The sequence below is a fragment of the Rhizobiaceae bacterium genome (genome assembly GCA_023953845.1).
Lineage (GTDB): Bacteria > Pseudomonadota > Alphaproteobacteria > Rhizobiales > Rhizobiaceae > Arvimicrobium.
This window is the reverse complement of record JAMLJC010000001.1, coordinates 4,067,064-4,092,400: the sequence shown is the minus strand read 5'-3', so window position 1 is coordinate 4,092,400 and position 25,337 is coordinate 4,067,064. Positions and strand designations below refer to the sequence as shown.

General features: G+C 60.9%; 33 protein-coding genes and 1 tRNA gene. 15 read left to right on the top strand and 19 right to left on the bottom strand.

From position 1 onward, the window contains the following. The first annotated feature begins 22 nt into the window (after positions 1-22). Positions 23-838 (top strand): DsbA family protein, encoded by an 816-nt coding sequence (locus tag M9955_20255; GenBank protein MCO5083977.1) that lies wholly within the window; start codon positions 23-25, stop codon positions 836-838. On the opposite strand, the gene M9955_20250 is transcribed toward M9955_20255, so the two are convergent. Next, positions 835-1,044: a hypothetical protein gene (locus M9955_20250; GenBank protein ID MCO5083976.1), complete on the bottom strand. Its 210-nt coding sequence runs from the start codon at positions 1,042-1,044 to the stop codon at positions 835-837. The genes M9955_20255 and M9955_20250 overlap by 4 nt on opposite strands. A 286-nt stretch (positions 1,045-1,330) precedes the next feature. Between M9955_20250 and M9955_20245 the strand changes: the two genes are divergently transcribed. Continuing rightward, entirely contained in the window at positions 1,331-1,903 is a 573-nt protein-coding gene (locus tag M9955_20245; GenBank protein ID MCO5083975.1) for a 5-formyltetrahydrofolate cyclo-ligase, read from the top strand. 20 nt (positions 1,904-1,923) lie between these two features. On the opposite strand, the gene M9955_20240 is transcribed toward M9955_20245, so the two are convergent. Beyond that, positions 1,924-2,397, bottom strand: coding sequence for an Lrp/AsnC family transcriptional regulator (locus tag M9955_20240; GenBank protein ID MCO5083974.1), 474 nt, complete (start codon positions 2,395-2,397; stop codon positions 1,924-1,926). Positions 2,398-2,559: 162 nt separating this feature from the next. Here M9955_20240 and ald point away from each other — a divergent pair, with 162 nt between their 5' ends. From ald to M9955_20225, 3 genes are all read left to right on the top strand, one after another. Continuing rightward, the gene (ald, locus tag M9955_20235; GenBank protein MCO5083973.1) at positions 2,560-3,675 is read left to right on the top strand and encodes an alanine dehydrogenase; all 1,116 of its coding nucleotides are present in this window, start codon (positions 2,560-2,562) and stop codon (positions 3,673-3,675) included. 50 nt (positions 3,676-3,725) lie between these two features. Further along, positions 3,726-3,929 (top strand): hypothetical protein, encoded by a 204-nt coding sequence (locus M9955_20230; protein ID MCO5083972.1) that lies wholly within the window; start codon positions 3,726-3,728, stop codon positions 3,927-3,929. 220 nt (positions 3,930-4,149) lie between these two features. Continuing rightward, the gene (locus M9955_20225; GenBank protein ID MCO5083971.1) at positions 4,150-4,755 is read left to right on the top strand and encodes a transglutaminase-like cysteine peptidase; all 606 of its coding nucleotides are present in this window, start codon (positions 4,150-4,152) and stop codon (positions 4,753-4,755) included. Between the two features lie 244 nt (positions 4,756-4,999). Here the strand turns inward: M9955_20225 and ade are convergent, their stop codons facing one another. After that, entirely contained in the window at positions 5,000-6,814 is a 1,815-nt protein-coding gene (gene ade, locus M9955_20220) for an adenine deaminase (GenBank protein MCO5083970.1), read from the bottom strand. Between the two features lie 211 nt (positions 6,815-7,025). Between ade and M9955_20215 the strand changes: the two genes are divergently transcribed. The 3 genes from M9955_20215 to M9955_20205 all read left to right on the top strand — a co-directional run bounded on the left by M9955_20215 (position 7,026) and on the right by M9955_20205 (position 10,148). After that, on the top strand, positions 7,026-8,003 hold the full coding sequence (locus tag M9955_20215) for a tripartite tricarboxylate transporter substrate-binding protein (GenBank protein MCO5083969.1): 978 nt from the start codon (positions 7,026-7,028) through the stop codon (positions 8,001-8,003). 167 nt (positions 8,004-8,170) lie between these two features. Further along, a complete protein-coding gene (locus tag M9955_20210; GenBank protein MCO5083968.1) occupies positions 8,171-8,635 on the top strand; it encodes a tripartite tricarboxylate transporter TctB family protein in 465 nt (154 codons plus the stop codon). Between the two features lie 4 nt (positions 8,636-8,639). Next, positions 8,640-10,148 (top strand): tripartite tricarboxylate transporter permease, encoded by a 1,509-nt coding sequence (locus tag M9955_20205; protein MCO5083967.1) that lies wholly within the window; start codon positions 8,640-8,642, stop codon positions 10,146-10,148. A gap of 732 nt (positions 10,149-10,880) precedes the next feature. Here M9955_20205 and M9955_20200 read toward each other — a convergent pair. The 6 genes from M9955_20200 to M9955_20175 form a co-directional block, all read right to left on the bottom strand. Further along, positions 10,881-11,567 (bottom strand): hypothetical protein, encoded by a 687-nt coding sequence (locus M9955_20200; protein ID MCO5083966.1) that lies wholly within the window; start codon positions 11,565-11,567, stop codon positions 10,881-10,883. A 30-nt stretch (positions 11,568-11,597) separates the two neighbouring features. Continuing rightward, positions 11,598-12,635, bottom strand: a complete 1,038-nt coding sequence (locus tag M9955_20195; GenBank protein MCO5083965.1) for a hypothetical protein — start codon at positions 12,633-12,635, stop codon at positions 11,598-11,600. A 4-nt stretch (positions 12,636-12,639) separates the two neighbouring features. After that, entirely contained in the window at positions 12,640-12,864 is a 225-nt protein-coding gene (locus tag M9955_20190) for an SOS response-associated peptidase (protein ID MCO5083964.1), read from the bottom strand. Between the two features lie 163 nt (positions 12,865-13,027). Further along, the gene (locus tag M9955_20185) at positions 13,028-13,408 is read right to left on the bottom strand and encodes a hypothetical protein (GenBank protein ID MCO5083963.1); all 381 of its coding nucleotides are present in this window, start codon (positions 13,406-13,408) and stop codon (positions 13,028-13,030) included. A gap of 99 nt (positions 13,409-13,507) precedes the next feature. Next, on the bottom strand, positions 13,508-15,475 hold the full coding sequence (locus M9955_20180; GenBank protein MCO5083962.1) for a phage tail tape measure protein: 1,968 nt from the start codon (positions 15,473-15,475) through the stop codon (positions 13,508-13,510). After that, positions 15,462-15,626, bottom strand: coding sequence for a hypothetical protein (locus M9955_20175; GenBank protein ID MCO5083961.1), 165 nt, complete (start codon positions 15,624-15,626; stop codon positions 15,462-15,464). The genes M9955_20180 and M9955_20175 overlap by 14 nt, the downstream gene beginning before the upstream one ends. Positions 15,627-15,774: 148 nt before the next feature. Between M9955_20175 and M9955_20170 the strand changes: the two genes are divergently transcribed. Further along, positions 15,775-15,978: a hypothetical protein gene (locus tag M9955_20170; GenBank protein MCO5083960.1), complete on the top strand. Its 204-nt coding sequence runs from the start codon at positions 15,775-15,777 to the stop codon at positions 15,976-15,978. Positions 15,979-16,104: 126 nt separating this feature from the next. On the opposite strand, the gene M9955_20165 is transcribed toward M9955_20170, so the two are convergent. From M9955_20165 to M9955_20155, 3 genes are all read right to left on the bottom strand, one after another. Further along, a complete protein-coding gene (locus M9955_20165; protein ID MCO5083959.1) occupies positions 16,105-16,578 on the bottom strand; it encodes a type II toxin-antitoxin system HigA family antitoxin in 474 nt (157 codons plus the stop codon). Beyond that, on the bottom strand, positions 16,578-16,874 hold the full coding sequence (locus M9955_20160) for a type II toxin-antitoxin system HigB family toxin (protein ID MCO5083958.1): 297 nt from the start codon (positions 16,872-16,874) through the stop codon (positions 16,578-16,580). The genes M9955_20165 and M9955_20160 overlap by 1 nt, the downstream gene beginning before the upstream one ends. Before the next feature lie 96 nt (positions 16,875-16,970). Continuing rightward, the gene (locus M9955_20155; GenBank protein ID MCO5083957.1) at positions 16,971-17,480 is read right to left on the bottom strand and encodes a hypothetical protein; all 510 of its coding nucleotides are present in this window, start codon (positions 17,478-17,480) and stop codon (positions 16,971-16,973) included. A 180-nt stretch (positions 17,481-17,660) separates the two neighbouring features. Here M9955_20155 and M9955_20150 point away from each other — a divergent pair, with 180 nt between their 5' ends. Continuing rightward, on the top strand, positions 17,661-17,888 hold the full coding sequence (locus M9955_20150; GenBank protein MCO5083956.1) for a hypothetical protein: 228 nt from the start codon (positions 17,661-17,663) through the stop codon (positions 17,886-17,888). Between the two features lie 86 nt (positions 17,889-17,974). Then, complete coding sequence (locus M9955_20145; protein ID MCO5083955.1) at positions 17,975-18,364, top strand: hypothetical protein; 390 nt, start codon at positions 17,975-17,977, stop codon at positions 18,362-18,364. 22 nt (positions 18,365-18,386) lie between these two features. On the opposite strand, the gene M9955_20140 is transcribed toward M9955_20145, so the two are convergent. Next, positions 18,387-18,761: an excisionase gene (locus M9955_20140; GenBank protein MCO5083954.1), complete on the bottom strand. Its 375-nt coding sequence runs from the start codon at positions 18,759-18,761 to the stop codon at positions 18,387-18,389. A gap of 479 nt (positions 18,762-19,240) precedes the next feature. On the opposite strand from M9955_20140, the gene M9955_20135 reads away from it, so the two are divergent. Continuing rightward, the gene (locus M9955_20135; GenBank protein MCO5083953.1) at positions 19,241-19,900 is read left to right on the top strand and encodes a recombinase family protein; all 660 of its coding nucleotides are present in this window, start codon (positions 19,241-19,243) and stop codon (positions 19,898-19,900) included. A gap of 572 nt (positions 19,901-20,472) precedes the next feature. On the opposite strand, the gene M9955_20130 is transcribed toward M9955_20135, so the two are convergent. Together M9955_20130 and M9955_20125 are read right to left on the bottom strand one after the other, a co-directional pair. Further along, positions 20,473-21,147, bottom strand: a complete 675-nt coding sequence (locus tag M9955_20130; protein ID MCO5083952.1) for a hypothetical protein — start codon at positions 21,145-21,147, stop codon at positions 20,473-20,475. Positions 21,148-21,175: 28 nt separating this feature from the next. Further along, entirely contained in the window at positions 21,176-21,382 is a 207-nt protein-coding gene (locus M9955_20125; GenBank protein ID MCO5083951.1) for a helix-turn-helix domain-containing protein, read from the bottom strand. Between the two features lie 103 nt (positions 21,383-21,485). Between M9955_20125 and M9955_20120 the strand changes: the two genes are divergently transcribed. The 3 genes from M9955_20120 to M9955_20110 all read left to right on the top strand — a co-directional run bounded on the left by M9955_20120 (position 21,486) and on the right by M9955_20110 (position 23,301). Next, on the top strand, positions 21,486-21,965 hold the full coding sequence (locus M9955_20120) for a hypothetical protein (protein ID MCO5083950.1): 480 nt from the start codon (positions 21,486-21,488) through the stop codon (positions 21,963-21,965). 16 nt (positions 21,966-21,981) lie between these two features. Continuing rightward, positions 21,982-23,133, top strand: a complete 1,152-nt coding sequence (locus M9955_20115) for a site-specific integrase (GenBank protein MCO5083949.1) — start codon at positions 21,982-21,984, stop codon at positions 23,131-23,133. Between the two features lie 83 nt (positions 23,134-23,216). Further along, positions 23,217-23,301, top strand: a tRNA-Leu gene (locus tag M9955_20110). A gap of 36 nt (positions 23,302-23,337) precedes the next feature. Here M9955_20110 and M9955_20105 read toward each other — a convergent pair. From M9955_20105 to M9955_20090, 4 genes are all read right to left on the bottom strand, one after another. Further along, positions 23,338-23,484, bottom strand: a complete 147-nt coding sequence (locus M9955_20105; protein MCO5083948.1) for a hypothetical protein — start codon at positions 23,482-23,484, stop codon at positions 23,338-23,340. Positions 23,485-23,609: 125 nt separating this feature from the next. Beyond that, positions 23,610-24,194, bottom strand: coding sequence for an NUDIX domain-containing protein (locus M9955_20100; protein MCO5083947.1), 585 nt, complete (start codon positions 24,192-24,194; stop codon positions 23,610-23,612). A 148-nt stretch (positions 24,195-24,342) separates the two neighbouring features. After that, entirely contained in the window at positions 24,343-24,891 is a 549-nt protein-coding gene (locus tag M9955_20095; protein ID MCO5083946.1) for a MerR family transcriptional regulator, read from the bottom strand. Between the two features lie 115 nt (positions 24,892-25,006). After that, the gene (locus M9955_20090) at positions 25,007-25,327 is read right to left on the bottom strand and encodes an integration host factor subunit alpha (GenBank protein ID MCO5083945.1); all 321 of its coding nucleotides are present in this window, start codon (positions 25,325-25,327) and stop codon (positions 25,007-25,009) included. Between the last annotated feature and the right edge of the window lie 10 nt (positions 25,328-25,337).

Here is a 25,337-nt window from a genome sequence, read left to right as displayed (position 1 = left end):
TTTCTCAGAGGATCGACGCGACATGACCAAGTCAATTCTGTTCGGCGCTTCCGGCATCGCCATTGCATTCGCCATGCTGGCCTTCGGTTACGCGGCCGGCGATCTGACGCCGGCCAGGGCGCAGGAAATGCCGCAAACGGCCCAGACGGGCACTCCGCTCGACAAGGCCGCGATCGAACAGATCGTGCGGGATTATCTTCTGGCCAACCCCGAGATCCTTGAGGAGATGCAGGCCTCGCTGGACGAGAAGCGCAAGGAAGAGCAGCGCGTCGCGCAGATCGAGACCATCCAATCCAACAAGGGCGAGATCTTCAACGCGAGCTATGACGGCGTGGTCGGCAATCCGAGCGGCAAGATCACCATCGTCGAATTCTACGACTACAATTGCGGCTTCTGCAAACGCGCGCTCGAAGACATGCAGGCGCTTACACAGGAGAATCCGGACCTGCGCTTCGTATTGAAGGAATTCCCGATCCTCGGCCCGGACTCGCAGAAGGCGCATGTCGTCGCCAGCGCCTTCCTGCGCCTGATGCCGGAGAAGTTCGAGGACTTCCACAATCAGCTTCTCGGCAGCCAGGGCCGCGCCGGCGAGGCCAGCGCCCTGAAAATCGCCCTGTCGCTCGGCGCCGACGAGGCGAAGCTGCGCGAAGAGATGAAAAACGAGGAAATCGTCGAGAATTTCGCCAAGACTTACGATCTGGCCAACAAGCTGCAAATCACCGGCACGCCTTCCTACGTGGTCGGCAACGAGGTCGTCTTCGGCGCGCTGGGCAAGGATGTGCTCAACGAGAAGATCGCCACCGCACGCGCCGCGTGCTCGGCTTCCACGACCTGTTAGTCGGCATCAGAACTTTTTTCCGATCTTGATGCACGATCGCGGCGCCAGGCTGCGGTCGGCATCTTCTCGCCTCGTTTGCCGAAATCCGTACTTTCTGTACGCTTCTGCGGTGTCGTGGCGTCGTTTCGTGTTGATTTGCGCTTGGGTTTTTGGGGCGGCCGCGCCGACACCAGCGCGAGCCCTGCCCGCATGATCCGCTTCATCATGTAACGCTCCATGCACTCGCGCCGCAGGCGATCCGGCGACGCTCAACTCATCGAATGTGCGTTAGAAGAGAAAAACGGCTGCGTCGCGCATTCGTTCCCGTTCGCAAGGCTTCGGTCGTAAACGTCGATGCCGCCGACGCGCACGGTCGACGCGCCCTGGGACGTCGCGATTGCATCATCCGATATCGCCGGCACGCTTTAGGCTGCTGTTGTTTGCGGAGGGCTGAACGGCAATGCTGAATCACGATCTTTCGACCGGCAGTATTGCCGATGCGCAGGTGGCCGGATGACTCCGCAACTGCGGCAATGGCGCAAGGCCGAACGCGAGCGGTTGATCGGGGAACGCCTTGCGGTAACGGCCGAGCGGCGCTCGGCGATGACCGAGAAGATCGTGGCCGGATTGGACACTGTGATCGGCGACGTGGCGGGCCGCGTCGTCAGCGTCTACTGGCCTTTCCGCGGCGAGCCCGACCTCAGGCGCTGGCTCGCCGCCATCGTCGAAAGGGGCGCGACCGGCGCGCTGCCCGTCGTGGTGGAAAAGGCGCAACCTCTGGTCTTCCGCGCCTACCGCCCCGGTGATGCGCTCGAGAAGGGTGTCTGGAACATCCCTGTCCCTGCGGACGGCGAGGCGGTCGTTCCAGACGTTACGATTGCCCCGGTGGTCGGCTTCGACCGGGCCGGCTACCGGCTGGGCTATGGTGGCGGCTTCTTTGACCGCACCCTGGCGGCGATGAAGAACAAACCCACGGTCGTCGGCGTCGGCTATGCGCTGCAACATATCGAAACCATCGAGCCGCAGCACCACGACATACCAATGGATGTCATAGTGACCGAGCAGGCGACGCATCGCTACCGGTAGCGCGCAACGCTGTTTCGCCTTCAGGCCATGTCCGGCTTCAATCCGAGCGCCGTCCGATCGATGATCTCACGGAGCGCAAAACTCGAATTGATCTTGGTGACATGCGGCATGGCCGACAGCCACTCCTTGTGGATTCGCTCGTAATCCGCCAGATCCTTTGCCGCGATGCGCAGAATGTAATCATATTCGCCAGACATCAGATGGCATGAAAGGATGTTCGGGCAACGCTTCACCGCAGCCTCGAAGTCCGACAGCGTCTTCTCGAACTGCCCGGACAGGGAGATATGCACGATCGCCGTCATCTGATGCCCGAGCGCGGCGTTCGAAAGCTGGGCGTGATAGCCGCGTATGACTCCCGACTTCTCCAGATTATCGAGCCGCCGCGAACAGGCGGATTGCGAAAGCCCCACCTTTTCGGCCAGCGCGGCATTGGAGATCCGTCCGTCCTTCTGAAGCGTTTCGAGGATGGCGATATCGATCCTGTCGAGCGGCATTATTCGTGAATCTTTCGAATACAGCGGGTTTCAACGCAAGAAAGTATCTATCAGCCTCTTAAGACGCAACTAAATTCGCAAACACATTCGGCTCGGTTCGTGCTTTATTTGTAAGATACAGGGACGAAATGGCTTCCAAGAGAGCCAAGAGGAGATCACGAGATGCGCGTCGGCTGCCCCAAGGAAATCAAGAACCATGAATACCGCGTGGGCCTGACGCCCGGCTCGGTACGCGAATATGTCGCCCACGGCCACGAAGTTCTGGTAGAAGCCGGCGCGGGCGCTGGCATCGGCGCGGACGACGGAGCCTATTCCGCGGCGGGCGCGAAGATCGCCAGGACGGCCGAGGAAGTGTTCGCCAGGTCGGACATGATCGTTAAGGTGAAGGAGCCGCAGCCTAACGAATGGACGCAACTTCGCGACGGCCAGATTCTCTATACCTATCTGCATCTGGCGCCGGACCCGGATCAGACGCGAGGACTGCTCGCTTCCGGCGTGACCGCTGTCGCCTATGAGACGGTGACGGATGAGCGCGGCGGCCTGCCGCTGCTGGCGCCGATGTCCGAGGTCGCAGGCCGCCTCTCCATACAGGCCGGTGCGACCGCGCTTCAGAAGGCCAATGGCGGCCGCGGCGTGCTGTTGGGCGGCGTGCCGGGCGTGCTGCCGGGCAAGGTCGCCGTTATCGGCGGCGGCGTCGTCGGCCTGCATGCGGCCAAGATGGCGGCCGGCCTTGGCGCCGACGTCACGATCATCGACCGCTCCATCCCACGGCTGCGTCAGCTCGACGACATTTTCAACGGTCGGGTTCACACGCGCTATTCGACCGTGGAAGCGCTTGAGGAAGAATGCTTCTCGGCGGACATCGTGGTCGGCGCCGTGCTCATCCCCGGCGCGGCGGCGCCGAAGCTCGTCACCCGCGAAATGCTGTCGGGGATGAAGAAGGGATCGGTGCTCGTGGACGTGGCGATTGATCAGGGCGGATGCTTCGAAACCTCGCACGCCACGACGCATGCCGATCCGACCTATGAAGTGGACGGCGTCATCCACTATTGCGTGGCCAACATGCCGGGCGCCGTTCCCGTCACCTCCGCCCACGCGCTCAACAACGCCACCCTGCACTATGGCTTGCAGCTCGCCGACAAGGGCCTGAAGGCGCTGGCGGACGATCCGCATCTGCGCAATGGCCTGAACGTCCACAAGGGCAGGATCACCAATCGCGCCGTCGCCGAGGCGCTCGGCTACGAGATGACCGAACCGCGCGCAATCCTCGCGGCCTGAGCCCGAACCACAACCCAAAGTTCCGCCGCGCTGCCGACGGGCCTTTTTCTTTGGCCGAAAACAAGAAAGGCGGGGCAAGCCCCGCCTCTTCGCCGAAACACATCGCCGCCGGTCCATCCATGGTCGACGATATGCCCGACGTCGAATTTGTACGCGCCGAATGGTTAACGATTTATGACCAAGGCTGTTCGGCCGGCGCAAGCACAGCGCATACTTCCGGAAAGGTCATCGACCGCGGCGCCTGCAAGTCGTGACAGAGTTTCCGGAGACTTCAACGTCCGCACCCCGGGCAACTCGTATCGCGGGAGCCATGCCGTGGTTAACGATCCACGACTTGGAACAGATGGTTTTTATTTAAATTAAGTGCTGTTTTTATTATTATTCATTCGAATGTTTATTCAAGTAATACTTCGCTGTTTTGCGTGAAATAAATGCGCCTCTGTCATTGTGCCCTTAAACGGGGAGACGACAACAATGACATTGAAGAAGGGGGCGCTACTGGCCGCTCTTGCGGGGCAGCTCGCCATATGCGGGGTAACATCGGCAGCCAGCGACAGTTTCATGACCACTGCGGGTCGGGCGACGCAGCCGGTCGGGCACTACGATTTCTGCCAGAGCCGTCAGAGCGAATGCAATCAGGTGACCCCCCGCGCCAAACCGGTCGCGCTGAGCCGCGCGCTGTGGTCCCAGATCGTTGCCGTCAACAACGCCGTCAACACACGAGTGACGCCGCGCACGGATCTGGAGATCTGGGGCCGCGAAGAAGTCTGGTCCTACCCGACCAACAGCATCGGCGACTGCGAGGACTACGTGCTCGAAAAGCGCCGCCTGCTGATGAAGGCGGGCATTCCGGCGGGCAATCTTCTGATCACGGTCGTCAGGCAGCCGAACGGTGACGGTCACGCCGTGCTCACGGTCAATACGGACCGCGGCGACTATGTGCTCGACAATCTGGATGGCCGCGTCCTCGTGTGGACCGCTACGCCCTACACCTATCTGAAGCGCCAATCGTCGAAAAACTCGGGCGCCTGGGTCTCCATCAACGACGGCCGCGCGGTGGCGGTCGGTTCGGTTCGCTGAATCTCGGGAAACCCGGTCGAGTCCCCACCCTCCCCGTCCCCATCGACCGGGCTTAGGAGCCGGCCCCTGTCCCCGGGCCGGCTCCGCCGTTTTCGGGGAGGACTCGTCCGGCATCGACGAGCAATCCGGGCCGATCCGGTTTAAAAGCGTGTCGCATCGAACCGGAATCAGGCGACACGCTTCAAGTTATTGTTTTTCGCATGTCGTTGTCCCGAAACCGGTTCCCACTTTCGGGCGACATGCTTCAGACGAACAGATCCACCTTCTCGAATGTCGTCACGTCGACCAGACCGACATCCGAAATCCTGAGTTCAGGAATGACCACGAGCGCCAGCAGCGAGTGCTGCATGTAGGCGTTGTTGAGATCGCAGCCCATCCGGCGCATGGCGTCGGTAAGCCTGGCAGCCTTCTCGGCGACGACCTCCGCCCGCTCGTCGGACATAAGCCCGGCGATTGGCATTTCGACCAGCGCCAACTCCTCTCCCCTGGAAATCAGCACCGCGCCGCCGCCGACCTCGGCCAGCCGTTTCACGGCAAGCGCCATGTCTTTCTTGTTGGTGCCGACCACGAGGATGTGATGCGAGTCGTGCGCGACGGAGGTAGCCATCGCGCAGTCCTGCCTGTAGCCGAACCCCGACACGAAAGCGTTGGTGACCGTCCCGGTGCCGCGATGCCTTTCGACAAGCGCGATCTGGCAGACGTCACCCTCGCGGTCCATTCCGACCAGCCCGTCCATCACCGGAAGATCGGCTTCGAGCGCGCGCGTCGGCGCCTGATTCTCGATGACGCCGATGACGCGCGCGCGAACCGAATTGGCGCCGACGGGAGCAAGAATGTCGAAATCCGCCGCGACGGGGAGTTTGCCGATGCGAACGGTGTCCTTGACGCTCTGCGGATAGGAATAGGGCGGAATGTCCACCAGCAGCCTGCCGTCGCGCGCAAGCAGCACGCCGCGACCGTAGACCTCGTCGACGGCCAGAGATGGAAGATCCGAAACGATCAGGAAATCCGCCAGCCTTCCGGGCGCGATGGAACCGATCTCGCGTTCGAGACGGAAGTGCTGGGCCGTGTTCAGCGTCGCCATCTGGATCGCCGTCACGGGCTTCAGGCCCTGCGCGATGGCGTGGCGCAGCACGCGATCCATGTGACCTTCGTGAACCAGCGTGCCGGAGTGGCTGTCGTCGGTGCACAGAATGAAATTGCGCGGATCGATCCCCTGCTCGGTCACCGCCTTGATCTGGCTCGCAACGTCGTACCATGCCGACCCCAGGCGCAGCATGGCCTTCATCCCCTGCCGCACGCGCGCGATCGCATCGTCGGCCCGGGTGCCTTCATGGTCGTCCTCCGGGCCGCCGGCGGCGTAGCCGTGGAACATTTTTCCGAGGTCGGGCGAGGCATAATGGCCGCCGACCGTCTTTCCAGCCCGCATCGTCTCGGCGATCTCGGCCACCATCTTGGGGTCGTTCGCAGAGACGCCCGGAAAATTCATGACCTCTCCAAGCCCGATGATGTTGGGCCAGGTCATCGCCTCCGCGACATCCTTCTCGTCGAGAGTCGCGCCGGGATTTTCCAGCCCGGGCGCAGACGGCACGCAGGACGGCATCTGCACATGCACGTTGATCGGCATGGCAGCGGCCTCGTCATGCATGAGCCGCACGCCCGGCAACCCGAGGACATTGGCGATCTCGTGGGGATCGATGAACATGGACGTCGTGCCGTGCGGAATGACGGCGCGGCAGAATTCGGTCACCGTCACCATGCCGCTCTCGACATGCATATGCCCGTCGCACAGGCCGGGCACGAGATACCGGCCGCCGGCATCGACGACGCGCGTCCCCTGCCCGATGCAATGTGCCGCATCCGGTCCGCAATAGGCGAAACGACCTGCCGCGACCGCTATGTCCGTGCTCGGAATGATCTCGCCGGAATGGACGTTCACCCAACGCCCGTTGCGCACGACGAGGTCGGCCGGCTTGCGGCCGGTCGCGACGTCCACCAGCAGCGGCGCGATTTCCGACCACGGCTTCGGCTTGCGGAACTGTACGGCGGTGTTGTCCATGTTGTCTCGATCTCCTGCGAAGACGACACTGCCAAGACGGCAACGATTTGACCAGCCTTCACGATTTTCCGCATGGCGAAGGTGCGGCGCCGACTAATCCCTTCGTCCTACGTACCTTCTCAAACACTTGACACGTCTGGTCGATTTTCCTTCGATACCGCCAATGTCGCGCGCCGGTATCCGAAACGCGCGGAAACAGGGAGGAATTTCGATGAAAAAGCTTCTGGCCGGCGTCGCGCTGGCCGCGACCTTCGCCGTGGCGGCATTTGGCGCGCATGCCCAGACCTATCCGGATCGTACGATCACCATCGTCGTGCCCTTCGCGGCCGGCGGGCCGACGGACACGGTGACCCGCCTCGTTGCCGAATCGATGTCGAAGGATCTCGGCCAGCAGATCGTGGTGGAGAACGTCGGCGGCGCCGGCGGCACCCTTGGCGCCGGCCGCGTGGCCAGCGCCGAACCCGACGGCTACACGCTGCTCCTGCATCACATCGGCATGGCGACCAGCGCCACGCTCTACAGGAAACTCGCCTACGATACGCTGAACGCGTTCGAATATGTCGGCCTCGTGACCGAGGTCCCGATGACGATTGTCGCGCGCAAGGATCTCGAGCCGACCGATCTCAAGGGCCTCGTCGAATACGCCAAGGCCAACAAGGACGCCGTTACCGTCGCCAATGCGGGCATCGGCGCGGCCTCGCACCTGTGCGGCATGCTGTTCATGAGCGCCATCCAGACGCCGCTGGTTACCGTTCCCTACAAGGGGACCGGCCCGGCCATGACGGACCTGCTCGGTGGTCAGGTCGACATCATGTGCGACCAGACCACCAATACGACCAAGCAGATCCAGGGCGGCACAATCAAGGCCTACGCCGTCACCTCGCCGGCGCGTCTCGACGTGCTGCCGGACCTCCCGACCACCGATGAGGCTGGTCTGCCCGGAATGCAGGTGGGCATCTGGCACGGTCTCTACGCTCCGAAAGGCACGCCCGTCGAGGCGACGGAGCGGCTGTCGAAATCGCTGCAGGTCGCGCTGAAGGACTCGAACGTCGTCGCCCGCTTCGCCGAGCTCGGCACGGCGCCGTCTTCCGACGCCGACGCCACGCCTGCCGCCCTGAAGGCCAAGCTCGAAAGTGAGATCGCCCGCTGGAAGCCGATCATCGAGGCTGCCGGCCAATACGCGGATTGAGCGGCTATGATCCAGCCGCCTCGCTCGTGAGAGTATGGGGGGCAAAGCACGGGCTGACGCGGCGACCGGTATTCTTCTTCCCGATCTTCGGGGAGAAGCGCCCGGCAAGGCGATGAAACAGGCGCGGCCCGGTCGGAAGTCTTTGCTGCGGAACCCGGAACTGAGCAATGAAACCGATCTCCATCGATCCGACAAACGGCGTCTGCGGCACACTCTTCATCGCGGCTGGCGCATTCTTCGCCATCCAGTCGCTCGGGCTGGAAATCGGCAATGCATTCAAGATGGGCCCAGGCTACTTCCCGCTGGTTCTGGCCGGCGTCCTCATCCTCCTCGGCCTCGTCATCCTTGTTCAGGCGACCCGCGTCGCCGGCGAACCCGTGGGTGCGATAGCGTGGCGCGGCGGCGCATTCATTCTGCCGGCCCCGATCTTCTTCGGACTGACCGTCAGGGGCCTCGGCTTCGCGCCCGCCCTGTTTCTCACCTGCCTCATCGCGGCCTTCGCCAGCCATCGCATGAAGCCGGCAGCCGCGCTCGTGCTGGCCGCGGCGGTGACGGCTTTCTCGGTCGGCGTCTTCAGCTACGGTCTCGGCCTGCCGTTCCGGCTGATCGGCCGCTGGCTTGGGGCAGGTTGAGCCGATGGAACTGCTGAACAATCTTGCCCTAGGCTTCTCCACGGCCTCGACGATCTGGAATCTCGGTTTCTGTCTCGTCGGAGTGCTGCTCGGCACGTTGATCGGCGTGCTGCCCGGCATCGGCGCGACCGCCACCATCGCCATGCTTCTCCCGATCACCTTCCAGATCGGCGACCCTGTCTCCTCGCTCATCATGCTTGCCGGTATCTACTATGGCGCGCAGTACGGCGGCTCGACCACGGCGATCCTCATCAACATGCCGGGCGAATCCTCATCGGCCGTAACGGCAATCGACGGCTACCAGATGGCGCGGAAGGGCCGCGCCGGAGCCGCGCTTGCCATCGCCGCCATCGGCTCTTTCTTCGCCGGGACGGTGTCGACCTTCCTCGTCGCCATCTTCGCGCCCCCGCTGACGGCGATCGCGCTGGAATTCGGCGCAGCCGAGTATTTTTCGCTGATGATCGTCGGCCTCGTATCGGCCATCGCGCTGGCGCATGGCTCCGTCGTCAAGGCTTTGGCGATGGTGGTGCTTGGCCTGCTTCTCGGCCTTGTCGGCACGGACGTCATTTCGGGAGCGCCGCGGTTCACGCTCGGCATTCGCGAATATGCCGACGGGCTGAATTTCGTTGCGGTCGCGGTCGGCGTCTTCGGGATCGCCGAAATCCTGAGAAATCTGGAGAACGAGCACGGCCGGGAAGTGCTCAGGACCAAAGTGTCGGGCCTCATGCCGACACGCGAGGATTTCAAGGCGATGGCCGCGCCGATCGTGCGTGGCACCGCCATCGGCTCGGCGCTCGGCGTTCTACCGGGCGGCGGCGCGATCCTGGCCGCCTTCGCCTCCTACACTGTCGAAAAGCGTGTTTCGAAACATCCCGAGGAGTTCGGAAAAGGTGCCATCGCGGGCGTCGCCGGACCCGAGTCGGCGAACAATGCCGGTGCGCAGACCTCCTTCATCCCGATGCTGACGCTCGGCATCCCGGCCAATCCGGTCATGGCGCTGATGATCGGCGCGATGATCATTCAGGGAATCGTGCCCGGCCCCAACGTCGCGGTCGAACAGCCCGCGCTTTTCTGGGGCATCATCGCATCGATGTGGATCGGCAACCTGATGCTGCTGGTGCTGAACCTGCCGCTGATCGGCCTGTGGGTGAGACTGCTGACCGTGCCCTACTATGTGTTGTTCCCGATCATCATGGCGTTCTGCTCGATCGGGGTCTACAGCGTCAATTCCAACGTCTACGACCTCTATGCCGTCGCCTTTTTCGGACTGCTCGGCTATCTGCTGACGAAGCTGCGCTGCGAGCCTGCGCCGCTGCTCCTTGGCTTCGTGCTGGGACCGCTGCTCGAGGAAAACCTGCGCCGGGCCATGATTCTTTCGCGTGGCGATCCGACGACATTCGTGACACGCCCTCTCAGCGCCACGCTGCTCGCCCTTGCCGCCCTCGTTCTGATTATCGTCTTGCTTCCTTCGGTGCGGAAAAGACGCGATGAGGTTTTCGTCGAAGAGGATTGACCCGACTTCAGAGTCCAATGGCGCGCAGCATGTTGACGATGAACAGGATGAAATAATCGAGGTAGATGCCCTGATTGTACAGGCCGTCCCAGATGATGAAGAAGGCGATCGCAACGATCACGATGACATAGCGCATGAGTCCTCGCCTTCCGTCCTTCCTCTTGCAGCTGAAACGGCAGGCGCCCGATTCTCGCAGCCCGACCGGACAGGTTCATATCACGGCGTGCGTCGTTCCGATACCGGGGGTTGCATCGCAGTGCAGACACCGCTCGGCCTTCCCGTTCCATCCTTCGCACTTCACACGGCAAATGAAAGCCTCTACGAAGCCTGCACGCGGACGTGGCGAAACTGGTAGACGCAAGGGACTTAAAATGCGGAAACTGCGGCTTTTTGCGTCCCCTACCGTCCTCTTGCATCCCTGAAATCTGTGGTTTTCCAGCGGTCGACTTAGCCAACGTCCCTTGTTGTCACGTGTCGTTGCGCGGTGTCCGGTGCCAATTCCGGTGCCAACTGTATCGGTCTCGCGATCATGGACACAGCTTTGCCGCCAGGTAGGCTTGAACGTCAGCGGTCGACTGATCGCCGTGCCGACGCATGCAAAGGTATGAGGCCGGAAATAAGCAATTGCTGCGGCAGAGTGGCAAGGCCATGCGGATGGTGCGTCGCCTATCGGCGCTGGCGGCCGGGGAGTAGCTGCGGTCCATCAACGAGGTTGCATTTGCCTATCGCGGCTCATGGCCAAAGCTGTTGCGGTCGCAAATCGAGATCGAAGTAGAACACACGATCGAATGGCTTGGCCCCCCGCTGTCGAAGGAGCTGTTTCGCACCGCGCACCATGTCTCTCTCATGCCATACTCCCGCCTTCCATCCGTTTCCGAGAAACGCAATAGGGGCGACCGTGAAAACGACAAGCCATAGCTCCACGCCTACGCTTCCATAGTGACGATCGAGCTTTCTTCCAATCTTTCGAGCGAGTGCTTCTTTGGTCTTGACGGGGGGAAAGGACAGATATTCGGCCGACGCCGGAATGAACTTGGCCTCGCTCCGCAACAGCGGGTAGATCGGCATGATTATCGGATGCCCAGCACTTTCTTCCCACGTGATCGGGATGCACACGTCCCGAAGCGTTATTTCGGTGAGTTGGATCACAGCCAGTCGCGAGCCGCTGACATCCTCGACGACGCCATCGTGATCATCTTCCTCAAGGGGCTTTACGATGGCACCGGCGGGCAGTGCACTGCCTAAGCAGTGGGCGACGAAAGACTGGAGAACGTCACGCTCTTGCTCTTCTTTCGCGTCCGGCAGGCGTGAGAGAAGTGGTCGGACGCTTCCGTCTTTTCCGAAGGCGATACCTCCATGCGTAAGGGTCGGCTTCGGGGGCCGTTTGCGCTTTGGCGAACAGGAGTTCTCGTTTTCCAAAGTCTTGAAATCTCCGAACCCCGAAGGGTCTCATTCGCGAAGGAAGCGGCCTTCCCCTGTGAATTCGTAAGTCCAAACTCGAGGTCTGACACGCCGCTGATCGATATAGGTAACCCGGGTGACTTCTGCACTCTCTTCGACGGTCAATGTTCCGGCTTTGGTGCGATCGTCAAAAGCGCCAAGCTGAAGTCCGACGCCCAACGAGGCGAGCGCGGGCGCATCGTCTAGGCGAAACGGGAGGCGCAGCCCCATTGAGGGCCAAATCATCGTCGCGGTCGAATTGCCAGCAATGCGTCGGTCTACAAACGCCTCGGGTGCCGAAATATCGGAGGATACAATACCGCAGATTGCCAGCTTGCCGGACGCCGTCTCCGGAAGCCGGCAGATCGGCGCTCCACTCATCCCGGGGGTGACGGGGATGGTTGTCCGGAACGTCATCGTTTGGCCGGGTAGCGGTCCACTCGCATGAACAGCGGTAACTTTGCCAACTCGGCAGTGCGATTTAAGCGTTATCTCTGTTTCAAGCCGCTCGCTCGTGGAAACGTCCACGCTCGCGATTTCGTTCACCAGAGCGAAAACGGTCTCACCGACTTCTGGAGGCGTGAGATCAAGTGCCAAGCGATGCTGCGGCAGGCGGGCATCGCCGATGACCGAAACTCCTACAGCGGCGATATCGAAGTTCTCAACGTAGTGCATGCCGACGAGCATTGCCGTCTGAGCCGATCCTCCGACATCAAAGAAGCAGACGCTCTTGGACACATCGATCACACGAGTTTTTCTTGAACGAAAGTCTGGTGACAGATTGAACTCTGACCATCCCTTCTGCCTCTGTTGATCAAGTTGTATCGCATCAACGCTATGAGCGGCTGCGAAACATACGGCAAAAGGCCCGCTGGTTGCGATAATCGGCGCGTGCCCCAAGACGGCTATTCCATCTCCGGAAGGAAAAATTAGCATGCCGAGGGCCTGTGCGCCCGGCCATGCGGGGTCTTCGCTCACGAAGAGGGACCATTCCTCTCCATAGGCAAGCGCAAGTCGCTTTGACAACGTCTCATCTTGTTCGTTCACGCGGTCAGAACTCCGGAAGGGCGCGACGTGATGCATAGGCGTGCCGAAAGACGCCATTAGTCGCGACAGTCTCCGACTTCGCGTTGATCGGCGGCGGCCTGCCGGAGCCGTTACGTTCTTTTGCCCATAGCGGGACGAAGCCCCAGGTTGCGCGCATAATGACGGGGCCGCACACGTCCGGCGCTTGGATGATGATCGGGTAATCTTGTCCCGGCGCACCATTCACCATTCCATCGGGGGAAAGCGTCCGCTTGCAAGCCAGAGGGACGCCGCGACGGCGTTCGCCACACGGCAAGAAGGACTGCACGTTCGGCCATCGCCAGGCCGCAAGCGAGACCAGTATCGCGACGACGGTTGCCGTCCAGAATGTCTGCATCGCTCGGCAAGCCTCGTCAGGGAACGAACTTACAAGTGACCGCATCCGGATTGCCAAAGGGAGACTGCATGATCAAAGCGGGACGGATACTGCCAAAGCAGCCAAAATCCCTCCACACGGCCTCGCAAAAACCAGCTTCGTTTTCACGATCCGAAGCCTCGTTCAATCCCTCCCAACAGCTATCGTTAAAAGGCGCTTCGGGACCGCGTACTTGGAAGCCTATCGCCTCTTCAATCCGCTTCTCGGTCTGCATATTGACGATCAAGTCGTCGCAGAGCGCTTGCGCCTGCAATACGAAGCAGAATTGGCGAACAAGCTTTGCGTCCTCACGATCGTCGGCCATCGCCGACTGCGCGACCATCACAGCCGCGACCAGCGCGGGTATCCCAAATCTCATTGCAAAACCCCGAGAAATCCCCGCCCGAGTGAACATCAGGCGGGGAAGGTTTGCAATATCGCGCGGCCTGGCTGAGCAGCGTGATCACAGGCCCGGCCATCAGTTTGCTCCATCGCCAAGGTGACTACGCAGCGCTGAACCGACCTGGCCTCCGCCGCTGACCGACGGCGCTGAAATCGAGCCGAGCGTTGCGTTGATGCGCGCGACGGTATCGCGCGCAGCACTCTCCATCGTCGCAAGGCCTGCCATGAACGCGGCAGTCTGCAAATCTGCCGACGTAACGATCGGCTCCGCGACCTTCATCTTGGCTTGCTGCGCTTGACCAAGAGCGGCCATATAAGCCTCAACGTCGGCCGTTGCCGGTGCCGTAGGCCACGATGTGGCTTCCGCAGCAATCACCCGCTGCTGACCCTCCGGCGGCTCTGGCGCGTCGTATCCGAACCGCGACCGGCGCGGCTCACCGCCGACAGGCCGTTGCGGGTCGTTTTCGGGCCGGCCTGTGGCGTCGAGATAAGTCGGCCTATCGGTCTTCGCGGCCTGCCCGTCGGCGTTGCGGGCGATGTAATCCTCGACGAAGCGTCCAAACCCTTCGTGAATGATGGCCGCCGCGCTTACGGTCCCATCGGCGATCATGGCTTTGCGGTCGGCCGCTTGCTGCGGCGCCTCCGCCTCCGCCTCGATCAGACCAAACTTCTCCGCCGTCTTTCGAGCTTCGACAACACCAGCAGAGATGGCATTCGTCAGGTCGGCGAGGCGCTCGAAGAATGCGATGATCGGGACATTGTCACCGCCGCCCATGCCAAGCAGCGTTTCAAGCTTCGACACCAGCTCTCCGACGGTCGCCGAGGCGGCCTGCAATTCCTCAGTGTCGATCTGCGCCCTGAAGCTCTCCAACCCTTCGCCGATCTCTTTGACGAGTTCGGTCGCCGACCCGAGGCCGGACGTAAGACCCGGTAGCCCCATATCGCCGAGCTGAATTTGTAGCGCCTCCAGCGCATTCTTCAGGAGCTGCCACTGAGACCAAAAATCGTCAAGCTTGAGCTTGTAGGTCTCGGGGAGCGAGTTTTCCCACGACGAACGATCTGCGGCGATCTTCTGGTTGCGCTGTAGCTCGTCATAAGCGGCCGACATGCGGATGACTTCGTCAGCGAAGCCCTGCCCCATGAAATCCGTGAGAAGCTTGGCGGACTTGAATTTGTCCAGCTCGCCGACCTTCTTCAGAAACAGCTCCAGCGCCGCATTCGCGTCGGACTTGAGCAGCTTTTGGAATTCGCCGACGTTGCCGACGATGCCCTTCAACGCCGCCTGTGCCGCCTTTGAGCCGGGCGACAGGAGTTTACTCGTCAGCGTGTTCATCATGCGGGCGCCCGTCTCCGGCGCCATTTTGATGTTTGCCAGGCTCGCGGCGTAGGCTGCGGCCTGCTCCGCCGACAGGCCGAACAGCTTCATGTTCGCGCCAGCGCGATCAAGGAAGCTGATCAGGTCGCTTTCGTTGGCGATGCCGGCGTCGGCAAGCTTGTTGATCAGGCCGAAGTATGCCTCCATCTCCGACATTTGGATGCCGAGCGCGACCTTGAAGCCAGCCGCCGCGTTGCCAACGTCTTCCGACGACATTTCGAAGGCATCGGCCGCCATCGCGGAGAGCTTCGCGAACTCGGTCAGCTCGTCAAGCGGGATGCCAGCCGCCGCGCCGCGCTCATAGGCGGAAAGGACTTCCTCGATCGAGGTTGCAAGCTCGCCGGAATTGGCGAGCGCAAGGGCATCCTGGCCGATCTTCCGCGTCTCTTCGGCCGTGGTGCCGGCCTTTTTCTGAATGGCGGTCAACTGGCTTTGGAAGTCGGCCGCCGAGCCGGTCAAGGCCTGAAATCCAAAATAGGCGCCCGCTCCGGCGGCGAACGTCGCTGCGGAGCGACGGAGCGCCATCATGGCGCCTTCTGCCGCGCCAAACTGCCCGGTGAGCGCGGCCGGCCCGTTCCGGCCACCAAACATGCGCGCCATGATGCCTTGCGCTGGACCGCTCGCCTTGTCGACGAGCTTCAACACAAGGTCGACATCAAGCGCGGCCATCTCGCGCCCCCAAATCCTCAAGCGCGCTCCAGATAGCCCGGCGGAGCCACGTTGCTCTGGAGATAAGCTCCGCCGCTGCGGCCTTGTCAATTGCGGCGAGCATGTCCGGCGACACGTTGGCCGCCACCTGCTCGATTAGTTTCACTTTCATGTCTTGTTTTCCCTCGCCAAATATTTCGACAAAAAATTTTGTTTTGCTGATCTTTTTCTGTATCCATCCTTTCAGAGAGTTCTTGCTTTGTTCATAGCATGAAGCTATCGTTTTCTCAACGAAAACAAACAGATTTTGGAGAAATACAATGGCGAGTTTAGGCGACTATATCAGCGAAACCGAGGCGGCCGGCGTGATGGAGATGCCAGTCGAGCAGTTCCGCCGGGTCATTGGGCAGGATATGCGCGCGCCGAAGGGCTTCAGCATGCCGGGGACTACGGAGCCTCACTATGTGCGTGCGATGATCGCCAACTACCGCGATGCGTTTAGGACGCGGTTCGCGGCGCACTGAGCCATGCGCTCCGTTCCCATCGTCAAGGAATGCTCCGACACACCGGCAAGACGCGCTGCGGCATTCGGCGTCGGCTTTGCGGCCGGCCGCGCCTTCTACCTCGCGAAACGACTGCTAGTCAGGGTGCTATGCGCGACTTTGCCGTGGGTGGCGCTCGCCTGCGTCGCGTGCTTTCTCTTCGCCTAGTCGGGTCAAGAACGGCGCGCCGTGGCTTCGCTCATCATCATTGACGAGATGGTAGGGAACGACGAGCACGTCGGCTGGAATATGCCATTCATGATTGAGCTTGTGGACCATCTCTAGGGTCAGCCGGCGCCTCCGGTGTAGGACTTCGGAAGCGCGCGACTTGGAACCGATCAACGCGGCAAGGTCCGCACGCTTCAGCCCCTTCAACTCCATGTGCGCGTTGATGACCTCGACCGGATCGGGCATCTCGATCGGATAGTTCTTGTCCTCGTATGCCTCGATCAGGGTGGCGAGCACGTCAAAACGATCACCGTCAGGGGAACCTACCTCGGGCTCGTTCTCAAAATACTTGGTGATCTCGGCGACGGCCCATTCGTAATCGGCTTCGGTCTTAATGGGGCGAATGTTTTCCATCACACCTTCTCCGGGTCGATCTTGTTGTATTCCTTGTGTGTCCCGACAAACTTGATCAGGACGCGGTGAAATTTGTAGGCGACATGGGCGATCAGGCGATACTTGTTGCCGCCAATGTCAAAAATGACGCGATTGTCGCCGACGAAGTCCACCGTCGAGCCAAACATCGTCTTGATGTCGGCAGGCCCACGCCAGTCCGCCTTGCTCACCGCCAGATACCACGCGGTCAAAGGAGCTTGAGCCTGATTGTGGACGGCCCAAAAGTCCTTCAGCGCTTTTCTGGCGATGATCTGCATGGCTTCATATAGCAAGTTCCCATATCGGGAACAAGCTGAAATCCCAATTTGGGAACGAAATGTCACGAGGTTGGGCGATCGTGTTTGTCTGAAGCGCTACGATCGCCGCCAATCAATCTGCCGGGCAAGACCGGGATCGGCGGACCACATAAGGTCAAACCGGATGCACTGATCAAGTTCTTCGGCGAGCCGCGCCTTGATCTCCGCATCAGGTGCATCAGCGGGCCAGTCTGCGCCGCCGGTATCAAACGCCCCTGTGCGCCAAAGCCGCTTGACGGCCGCCTCTATGTCCTCCGGCTTGCTGCGCCAGAACTCGCCCTCGCGGATTGCCTCTTCGTCGCGATGTAGGCGGCGCATGGTATCGGCATCGCGGATGACGAATTTGCGTCCGGATTTCCGAAGGGCTAGCGCCTGGATGATCAGCCGGCGAATGGCCTCTGGTCGTTGCGGCTCCCCGTCCTTTTCCAAATCGTCGCTGATCGCATACGCGTCTACGGCGTCGAGAAGATCAGGCTGAAGGCGGACGCCAACAAGCGTTCCCTTCCCGGTCGGCGCCGGGCCTCTTTTCTTGCGTTTCTCTGTTAACACGGTTATTGACTGGCGCATATAACTCTGTTAACACAGTTTCGGACCGGACGGAAGCGCCAACTTCCACCCGGTCCTGACCGAAACGACGATCTTAGGAGGATCATCGAATGGCTGACGCAACCCATACCACACTTACCCCGAAATTCGACCGGCGCGATCTTGCGCACAGCTTGGACGCTGTACCGGGAGACCTATGAAATGTTCTGCCGCGTCCGCTTCGATCGGCGCGGCTTCCAATGGGCCATGCGAGAGGCATGGCGCCGCGCTAATGCGACCGCACGCAAGGCGATGATCCCATCGGAAGAGCGCGAAGCGCGCGCGGCAACCATCCGGCTCGAAATTGAGATGCTGAAATACAAGCCTTTCGCCGTGAGCATAGAGCGGATCGAGCGCCAACTTCGTGCGCAGCTTGAGGCGATCCTATGACAGTTTCAGTGAGACGTTCACCGACTCCGTTCATCCTTTCCCACCGCACCACTCCCGTCAAATCGCTTCCAGCCAAGGAGACTGACATGCCCGCCGTCACAATGCTGCCGAATATCAAGAACATGGGCGCGATCGCATACCGCGTTATCGAAGATGAGATCGCCAAGGCTGCGGGGATGAGCGTCCCGGCGCTGTACGCGGCTTTCGTGATGGCAACGCGGGTCTGGAGTGCCGCTGACCGCGACGAATTGAATACCGACGCCGAACCCGGTCGCCTGCTTGATGCGGCGACCAACGGGCATATCGCCCTTGCTCGCATGTTGGCCTACGCGCCCGCTGGCACACTCGCCGAACTCCGCATGAAGCAAGCCGCGCTACATCATCTGGAAATCACTGCCCTCGACGAAGACGCTGCGGAAATGCTTCGTACCTCAATCGAAGCGGATAATGAACGCCTAGTCAAACCGCGACATTGATTGAGCGCCCCGAGGGCCGGCATTAGGTCTTCGGGGCGCTCCTATTGCCTTTGCTCGATCCGAGCGACGAATTCCCAATCCGCTTTGACAGTTTCCTCATAAGCGCTTCCTGGGCGGTTTTACCGTATTCTTCATGGGAAAGACCGTCTGGCCTGATGTTTCCGCGAGCCGTCGCCAAGCCCTTGGCGGCCGACGGCTTCGGCTGGACGCGGCATAGTTCCTTCATCCTCTCGATCGCGGCAAGCGTCGTGTATTCCTTCCGGGCGACAATGAACGTGACAAGTCGGCCGGCGTAGCGTTCTTTGCGGAGGCCTTTCGGGCCAATCGACCCGTCTGGAAACGCAATCCGGGCGGCCAGATCAAGACGCAGAGGCGCATCAATAGGATAATCGGCCAAGAGAGCTGGCCTCGACGCCGCACGCCCCGGTTCCTCCGCTCTTGCATCTCGCTTCCGTCCGGCGACGTATCCTGCGAGTTTTCTTTCCGCCGCCTCGCGCTCGCCAGCGCCGCACCCCGTACTCCTGAAAAGTGACCGGTCTCGGATGAACCATCCGGCACCGTTGCGCAGTGAGCCATCCCTTTTGTAGCTGGTGTCTCGCCACACCAATCTCGCGCCTTTTGAAGGTCTCGCCATAGAGATAACCACAAGGTTGCGCCCGGCCCGGTCTCTCGGCCCGGCTGAAGTTTCCAATTCGTTTTCCTGTGGCAGACTTGAACGCTACCGCGATCGCGAGGTTTCGACAACTGCACGCGTCGGCCGAAAGACAAATTTGGCGAGATATCAACCCGTTTCTGTAAACGCGCTTTAGCACCTTTACATGCCGAATCGTCACATGCTATGCCACGCGCGCGTTTACACGTTTACAGGAGGGGCGAATGCCGGTGTACGGATATGTGCGAGTGTCGACGGCGAGACAGGTCAGCGAAGGCGAGAGCCTTGATGTCCAGAAGCGCCAGATCGAAGGCTACGCTTTGATGCATGGATTGAGCCTTGCCGAAATCACTGTTGAGGAAGGCGTCTCCGGTTCGGTCCCGGTTTCGGAGCGACCTGCTGGAGCCGCTCTTTTCCATAAGCTCGCCTCCGGCGATATCGTGATCGCCTCGAAGCTTGATCGCCTATTCCGTTCCGCCCTCGACGCGTTGAAAACGGTCGAGGAATTGAAAGCGAAGGGCGTGCGGCTCCACCTAATCGACCTTGGTGGCGACATTGCGGGAAACGGGCTGTCGAAGCTTTTCCTCACGATTGCGGCGGCCTTCGCTGAAGCGGAGCGCGACCGCATTCGCGAGCGCATCGCACAGGTCAAGGCGGATCAGCGAGGGCGCGGCCGTTACCTCGGCGGGAACCGCCCCTTTGGTTTCGCCCTCGACACCGACAGTGGCGCCCTTGTCGAGGTTCCAGCGGAAAAAGCGGCGATCGAAAAGATGCGCTACCTGCGGAGCCAGAACGTGTCGCTACGCACGATCGCAGCGATCATGGCCGATGATGGGTTTTCCCTTTCGCACGTCGCAGTTCAGAAGGTGTTGAGCCGGCCTTGAGGACAGGCCACCAAAGCCCTCTTGATGCCTCAGAACGGGGCTCATTCCTCGCGCGCACGCGCGGGCGCGCAGGACGCTATTGAAACCCCCAACTAATTCCTGGCACTTATTCGAACGAAGGCCTTGGTGCGCAAGCGCTTGAGCGCGGTACGATCATCTCAATTTTTGCCAATAAAAAATGGTTGCCGGTAATTAAAACTCCGGAAAATTCAAACATGGCCGCAGAAGCGCGACAAAGACTATGCAAGGCATCGCCTTTTGCGATTTCCTACCGCAAATCCCCCCACCCGGCTTGCCACTGCATAGCACTCAGCGTGTTTGCCTCTGCTCCACAGCGTGGAGGCGTGTGAGTTCAGTCGCGACGGCATCGTGAAACGCTCGCAACTCGCGATCGATCACGTCGTCGGCAAGACCGACCTTCCGCATCCGGCGAGCCATGCTGTCTATGACTTGGCGCCAATATCCCTCGCCGCCTTTGCGCTCGCCGGAGCGCTTAGCAAGGCCGTCGGCGACCGCGCGGACTTTGCCGACCTGACGGGCAGCCGGAAATGGAATGATGGTGCATGGAGTGGTCATGCGGTCCTCTTTTCGAATGTGGGAGGGCGAAGGCGTGTCGGCAGCGCGCACTCTCGGGAACGCTGTGTCTCTGACGTAGTAGATAACTTATCAGGATGAATATAACGTGGGTTGTCGTCGGCGATCGGCGCTTTCGGCGCGATGCCGCCAACTACCTGACCGTCAAGCGAAATTTTCTCTGTCTCGTGCTGATCAGCGCCTCCGCCAACGTCCGGTATGGCGGACGTAGTGTCCGGCCGATCGGACGTAGTGTCCGCCTGCGAGGACGTTACCTTTGGCAGACGCCACTTTCGAAAGTCGTTCGTTGCCTGCTGACCGTTCGTCGTTTTTTGGGCAGTCATTCGATAATATGCGACGCGTCCGCCCGAAGCGCCATCATCCTTCGAAAAGCCCTTCTCAATCTTTGACCCGGGACGCTCGATTGCCAGAAACCCACGATGGACCAATTCGATTAGCACTTCGCTTGCTGCGGAGCGTCCGCAGCCAATCTCGCGCCCCAGGTCTCGGCAAGAGATCGGAACGGGATTGGTGCCTCTGCTCTCCCAATATTTCGCCAGAATATATAGGTACGCCTTCACAGCGCGCGGGCTCATCGTGCGAAACGCGTCGCAGCGCAGATCGCGGGTGCCGATCATGACGAAGTTGCCGTCGATATGATTGGAGCGCCCCATCAGGCGGCGGCTCCGGGTTCGCGCCCGATCATGCCGCCCTCGCAAAGTTGGCACGAAGTCCAAGCTTTTCGGCGAGCAGCGCCACCGGTACGACGATCTTGCGGCCGATCCGCACGGTAGGGAGTTCGCCGCGTTTCGCCGCCTCGTAAGAGCCGTTCCGGCTCAGCCTGAAAAAAATGGCACCAGCCTCCGGTACTGAAAGGGTGGCCTGCGAGAGTGCTTCTTCGATAGTCATTGCGCGTCCTGTTTCGTACGTTATGTGCGTATCATTGTGCCGCGTGAATTCACTTGCAACCGTTTTGTGCGAACGTTACACACCTTTCTGTGGAGTATGAAGAATGGCCCGTCCTAAACTTGGCGAGAGCGAGACAGAGCGCTTGCATCTCAAGATCACTGCTGACGAGATTGAGGCAATCGACGACTGGCGGTATGCGAACCGGGTTCCATCTCGGTCGGAAGCTGTACGTCGCTTGGTGCAAATTGCGCTGAAATTTGATCGATCCGCCGACGACTTGGCGAGCCATGCGAAACAGCTTTCCGAGGGCATGAAGCTCCTGGCCGAACACTTCATGGGGGGCGCTATTGTCGATGCCGCCCCCGACAATAGGAAGGTCGCGGAGTCTGTCGGTGCTGCTCTTGCGATGCTTCGTGACGTGGTCGTGGCAAAGGCGGACCTCGTTCACGCTTTGCACACCGTCAATGCGGAGAGAACCGCGATCAAAGACGGGCGGCGTCAGTTCGACGAAGCTGTCATGATCTCAAACGAAATCAAGACGGCGCTCGACGCCAAAGCGCACTTCGACAAGCAGTCGCGATGAACCGGGGGAAGTCACGGTGAGAGGAAACATCACGCGGCGCGGCAAGCATTCCTGGCGCATCAAGTTCGACCTCGGCACCGATATGGCGACAGGCGAGCGCCGCACTGAATATGTGACAGTGAAGGGTACAAAGGCAGACGCTAACCGCGAACTCACCAAGCGCCTTTCGCAACTTGATGGCGGCACCTATGTTGCGCGGTCTAGTGAGACCGTTGCCGAGCACGTCCGCGCATGGCTGGCCGGCAATCTCGATATCGCCGAAACGACACGCGAACGCTTCGCGCGCTTGATCGAACAGCAAATCGTGCCTCATCTCGGCGCTGTCCAGATGCAGCAGCTCCGGCCGGCGCAGATTAGCACATGGCATAAGAGGTTGCGTGCGTCCGGTGGAAAGAATGGCAGGCCGCTTGCGGCAGCGACGGTCAAGCAGGCGCACCGTGTTCTGCATTTGGCGCTAGCCGATGCACTGGAGGTCGAGAAGATCGGCCGCAACGTCGCCTCGGGCCGCAAACTTCCGAAGGGCACGACGAAGGACATCATTATCCTACAGGAAGGGGAGATCGCGCCGGTGCTTGCCGCACTGGCCGGTCACTGGCTCCTGCCCATAGCCGTGCTCGCTGTCGGCACCGGCATGCGCCAGGGAGAGCTAATGGGGCTTGCATGGCGCAATATGGACTTCGACGCCGGAATAGTTCGGGTCGAGCGCAGCCTAGAGGAAACGAAAGCCTACGGCCTGCGGTTCAAAAAACCAAAGACCAAGGCCGGCATACGCACGATCTCGCTACCGGCGAGTGCCACCGCAGCCTTGCAGGCACATAGGAAGCAGCAGTTGGAGCAGCGCCTCGCTCTCGGCTTGGGGAAACCTAGCACGGATGCGCTGGTCTTCTGCGATCACGAAGCCCAGCCGATCGCCCCATCGCGCGTATCCGGTGCGTGGCGCGACTTCATCAAGGCGAAGAAATTGCCGCACGTCCGCTTTCACGACTTGCGGCACACGCACGCCTCGGCCCTGATTTCCAGCGGCATGGATGTGGTGAAGATCAGCAAGCGCCTCGGCCACGCCTCACCAGTCGTCACGCTCACGATATATGCGCACTTGTTTAAGCAGGCGGACGGCGGGGCGGCCGATGCCATCGAAGCGGCAATGAGAACAGGCGCGGAACGCTGATCAGCGTTCCAGGTGCCAATCCGGTGCCAAAATGGCCGTGAGGGCTGGACGAAACGCCCTCTAAGTGCTTGTAACTCCAACGCGCGGACGTGGCGAAACTGGTAGACGCAAGGGACTTAAAATCCCTCGGAGCGATCCGTACGGGTTCGACCCCCGTCGTCCGCACCAGTCTTGGAAAAATGACCCGAACGCCTTTCCCCGACCTCAGAACGGCCAGCCGTAACGGCCGAAAGCTACCGCCGCCAGCACGAGAACCAGTGGAAACAGAAGGTCGAACGCCCAGGCGAGCACGCGCGTGGGCTTTCGGCGCTCCTCATGCGGATCATAGTCCGTACCGAGATTCTTCGTCATTGTGGTGAACCCGCCAAGCCCGCGGATAGTGGCATCAAGACGTTAACGGGCTCCTTTGGCGGAGGCTCGCATTCTCGGTCCGGCCCAAAGACTCTGGAAAGGCTGATGTCCGCAACGAAGCCGGTCTATGGCAGAAATCCCTCGAGTCGCAGTTTCAGATGCTGAAGAAGCACGATCGTTTTGGCATCGGCGATGCGCCCGTCGAAAATCGCGGCCAGCGCATCGTCAAGCCCCATTTCGACGACCTCGATGTCCTCACCCTCGTCCACATGCCCGCCCCCGTCGGAAACGCGATCTCCGGGACTATAGGTCGCCGTAAAGAAGGACAGCCGTTCGGTGAGGCTCCCCGGGCTCATGAACGGCGAATAGAGATGCGTGACCTCGCGCAGACGATAGCCGAGTTCCTCCTCGACCTCCCGTCGTATCGCCGTCTCGGGATCGTCCTCGTCGAGCAGACCCGCACAAGCTTCCAGCAAGGGCTCGTGATGGCCGACGACATAGGCAGGGAAACGGAACTGCCGCACCAGCAGCACCGTCCGGCGCGCCTCGTCATAGGGCAGTATCACCGCTCCGTCGCCGCGATCGTAGGTCTCGCGCGTCTGCTTCTCCCATGCGCCGTTACGCGCCCGGTAGTCGAACGTGGTTTTCTTCAGCGTACCCCAGTCGTCGGACAGGGTTTCGACGGAATGTATCTTGATACGATCTTGCATGGAGAGAGCCCGACGCCTGAAGAGGCTAGACCGTTATCCGGCTTGCCGGCATACCGCAATGCAAAACGCCCGACGAGTTTCGACGCTTGCGTGGCTAACCGCCAAAGGCGGGATCGGCGGCCCAGGCAGGCCACCAATCGCGAAAATCCTATCGCACCTGATCGAGCAGGCGCTTGCATTCCAGAAGGTCGAAAAGTGCTTCCTGCAGAAGGGCGCGGTTGTCGCGCGAGAGCTTGCCCTGACCCGGCGCTATCGGTCCCTCGTCTTCCGCCTTGCCGAGCCCGAAGAAACGGCGGTTGGGCTTCGCCTTGGCCTCGCCGAGCAGCACCTCGTCGTCGGCTGTGTTGCGAGGCTGGGCAGCAGGCGTGATCGCCGCTGCTGCTTCCGCCTGCTTGCGCTGGGCGATCGCCTCGATCGCCGCGACGTCGCCATTGGCGACCGCGACGAGGAACTGGTTGCCGTTCTCGCGCAGCAGCTTCTGCACGCCCTTGATGGTGTAGCCCTGATCATAGAGCATATGCCTGATGCCCTTGATCAGTTCCACGTCGTGCGGTCGGTAGTAGCGGCGTCCGCCGCCGCGTTTCATCGGCTTTATCTGGGCGAAGCGCGTTTCCCAGAAACGCAACACATGCTGCGGCAGGTCGAGATCCTCGGCCACCTCGCTGATCGTACGGAACGCGTCTGGACTCTTATCCATGCTGCAACCTTTGGTGCGACGCTCGAATCACAAGCAATCACAGGCCGTTGCCGGGCGGCTTTCAAGCGAAAAAAGCCAACGCGCCCGGAAAAAGACCGCAACCGTGGCGAAGTCGCTACTTGCCCTTCGGCTTGCCGCTGTTGTGCGCCTTCAAAATGCGCGACTTGAGCACGTTGGAGGCCTTGAACGTCATGACGCGGCGGGGCAGGATCGGAACCTCCTCGCCGGTCTTCGGGTTGCGGCCGATACGCTCGTTCTTGTCGCGAACATGAAAGGTCGCGAAAGAGGAAAGCTTGACCGTCTCGCCGCGCACGATTGCTTCGCAAATCTCGTCGAGCACAGCCTCCACGAGTTGCGCGGACTCAGTACGAGATAGCCCGACCTTGCGATAGACAGCTTCGGCCAGGTCGGCGCGAGTGAGTGTGTGTCCCCCCATTCGAACGTCC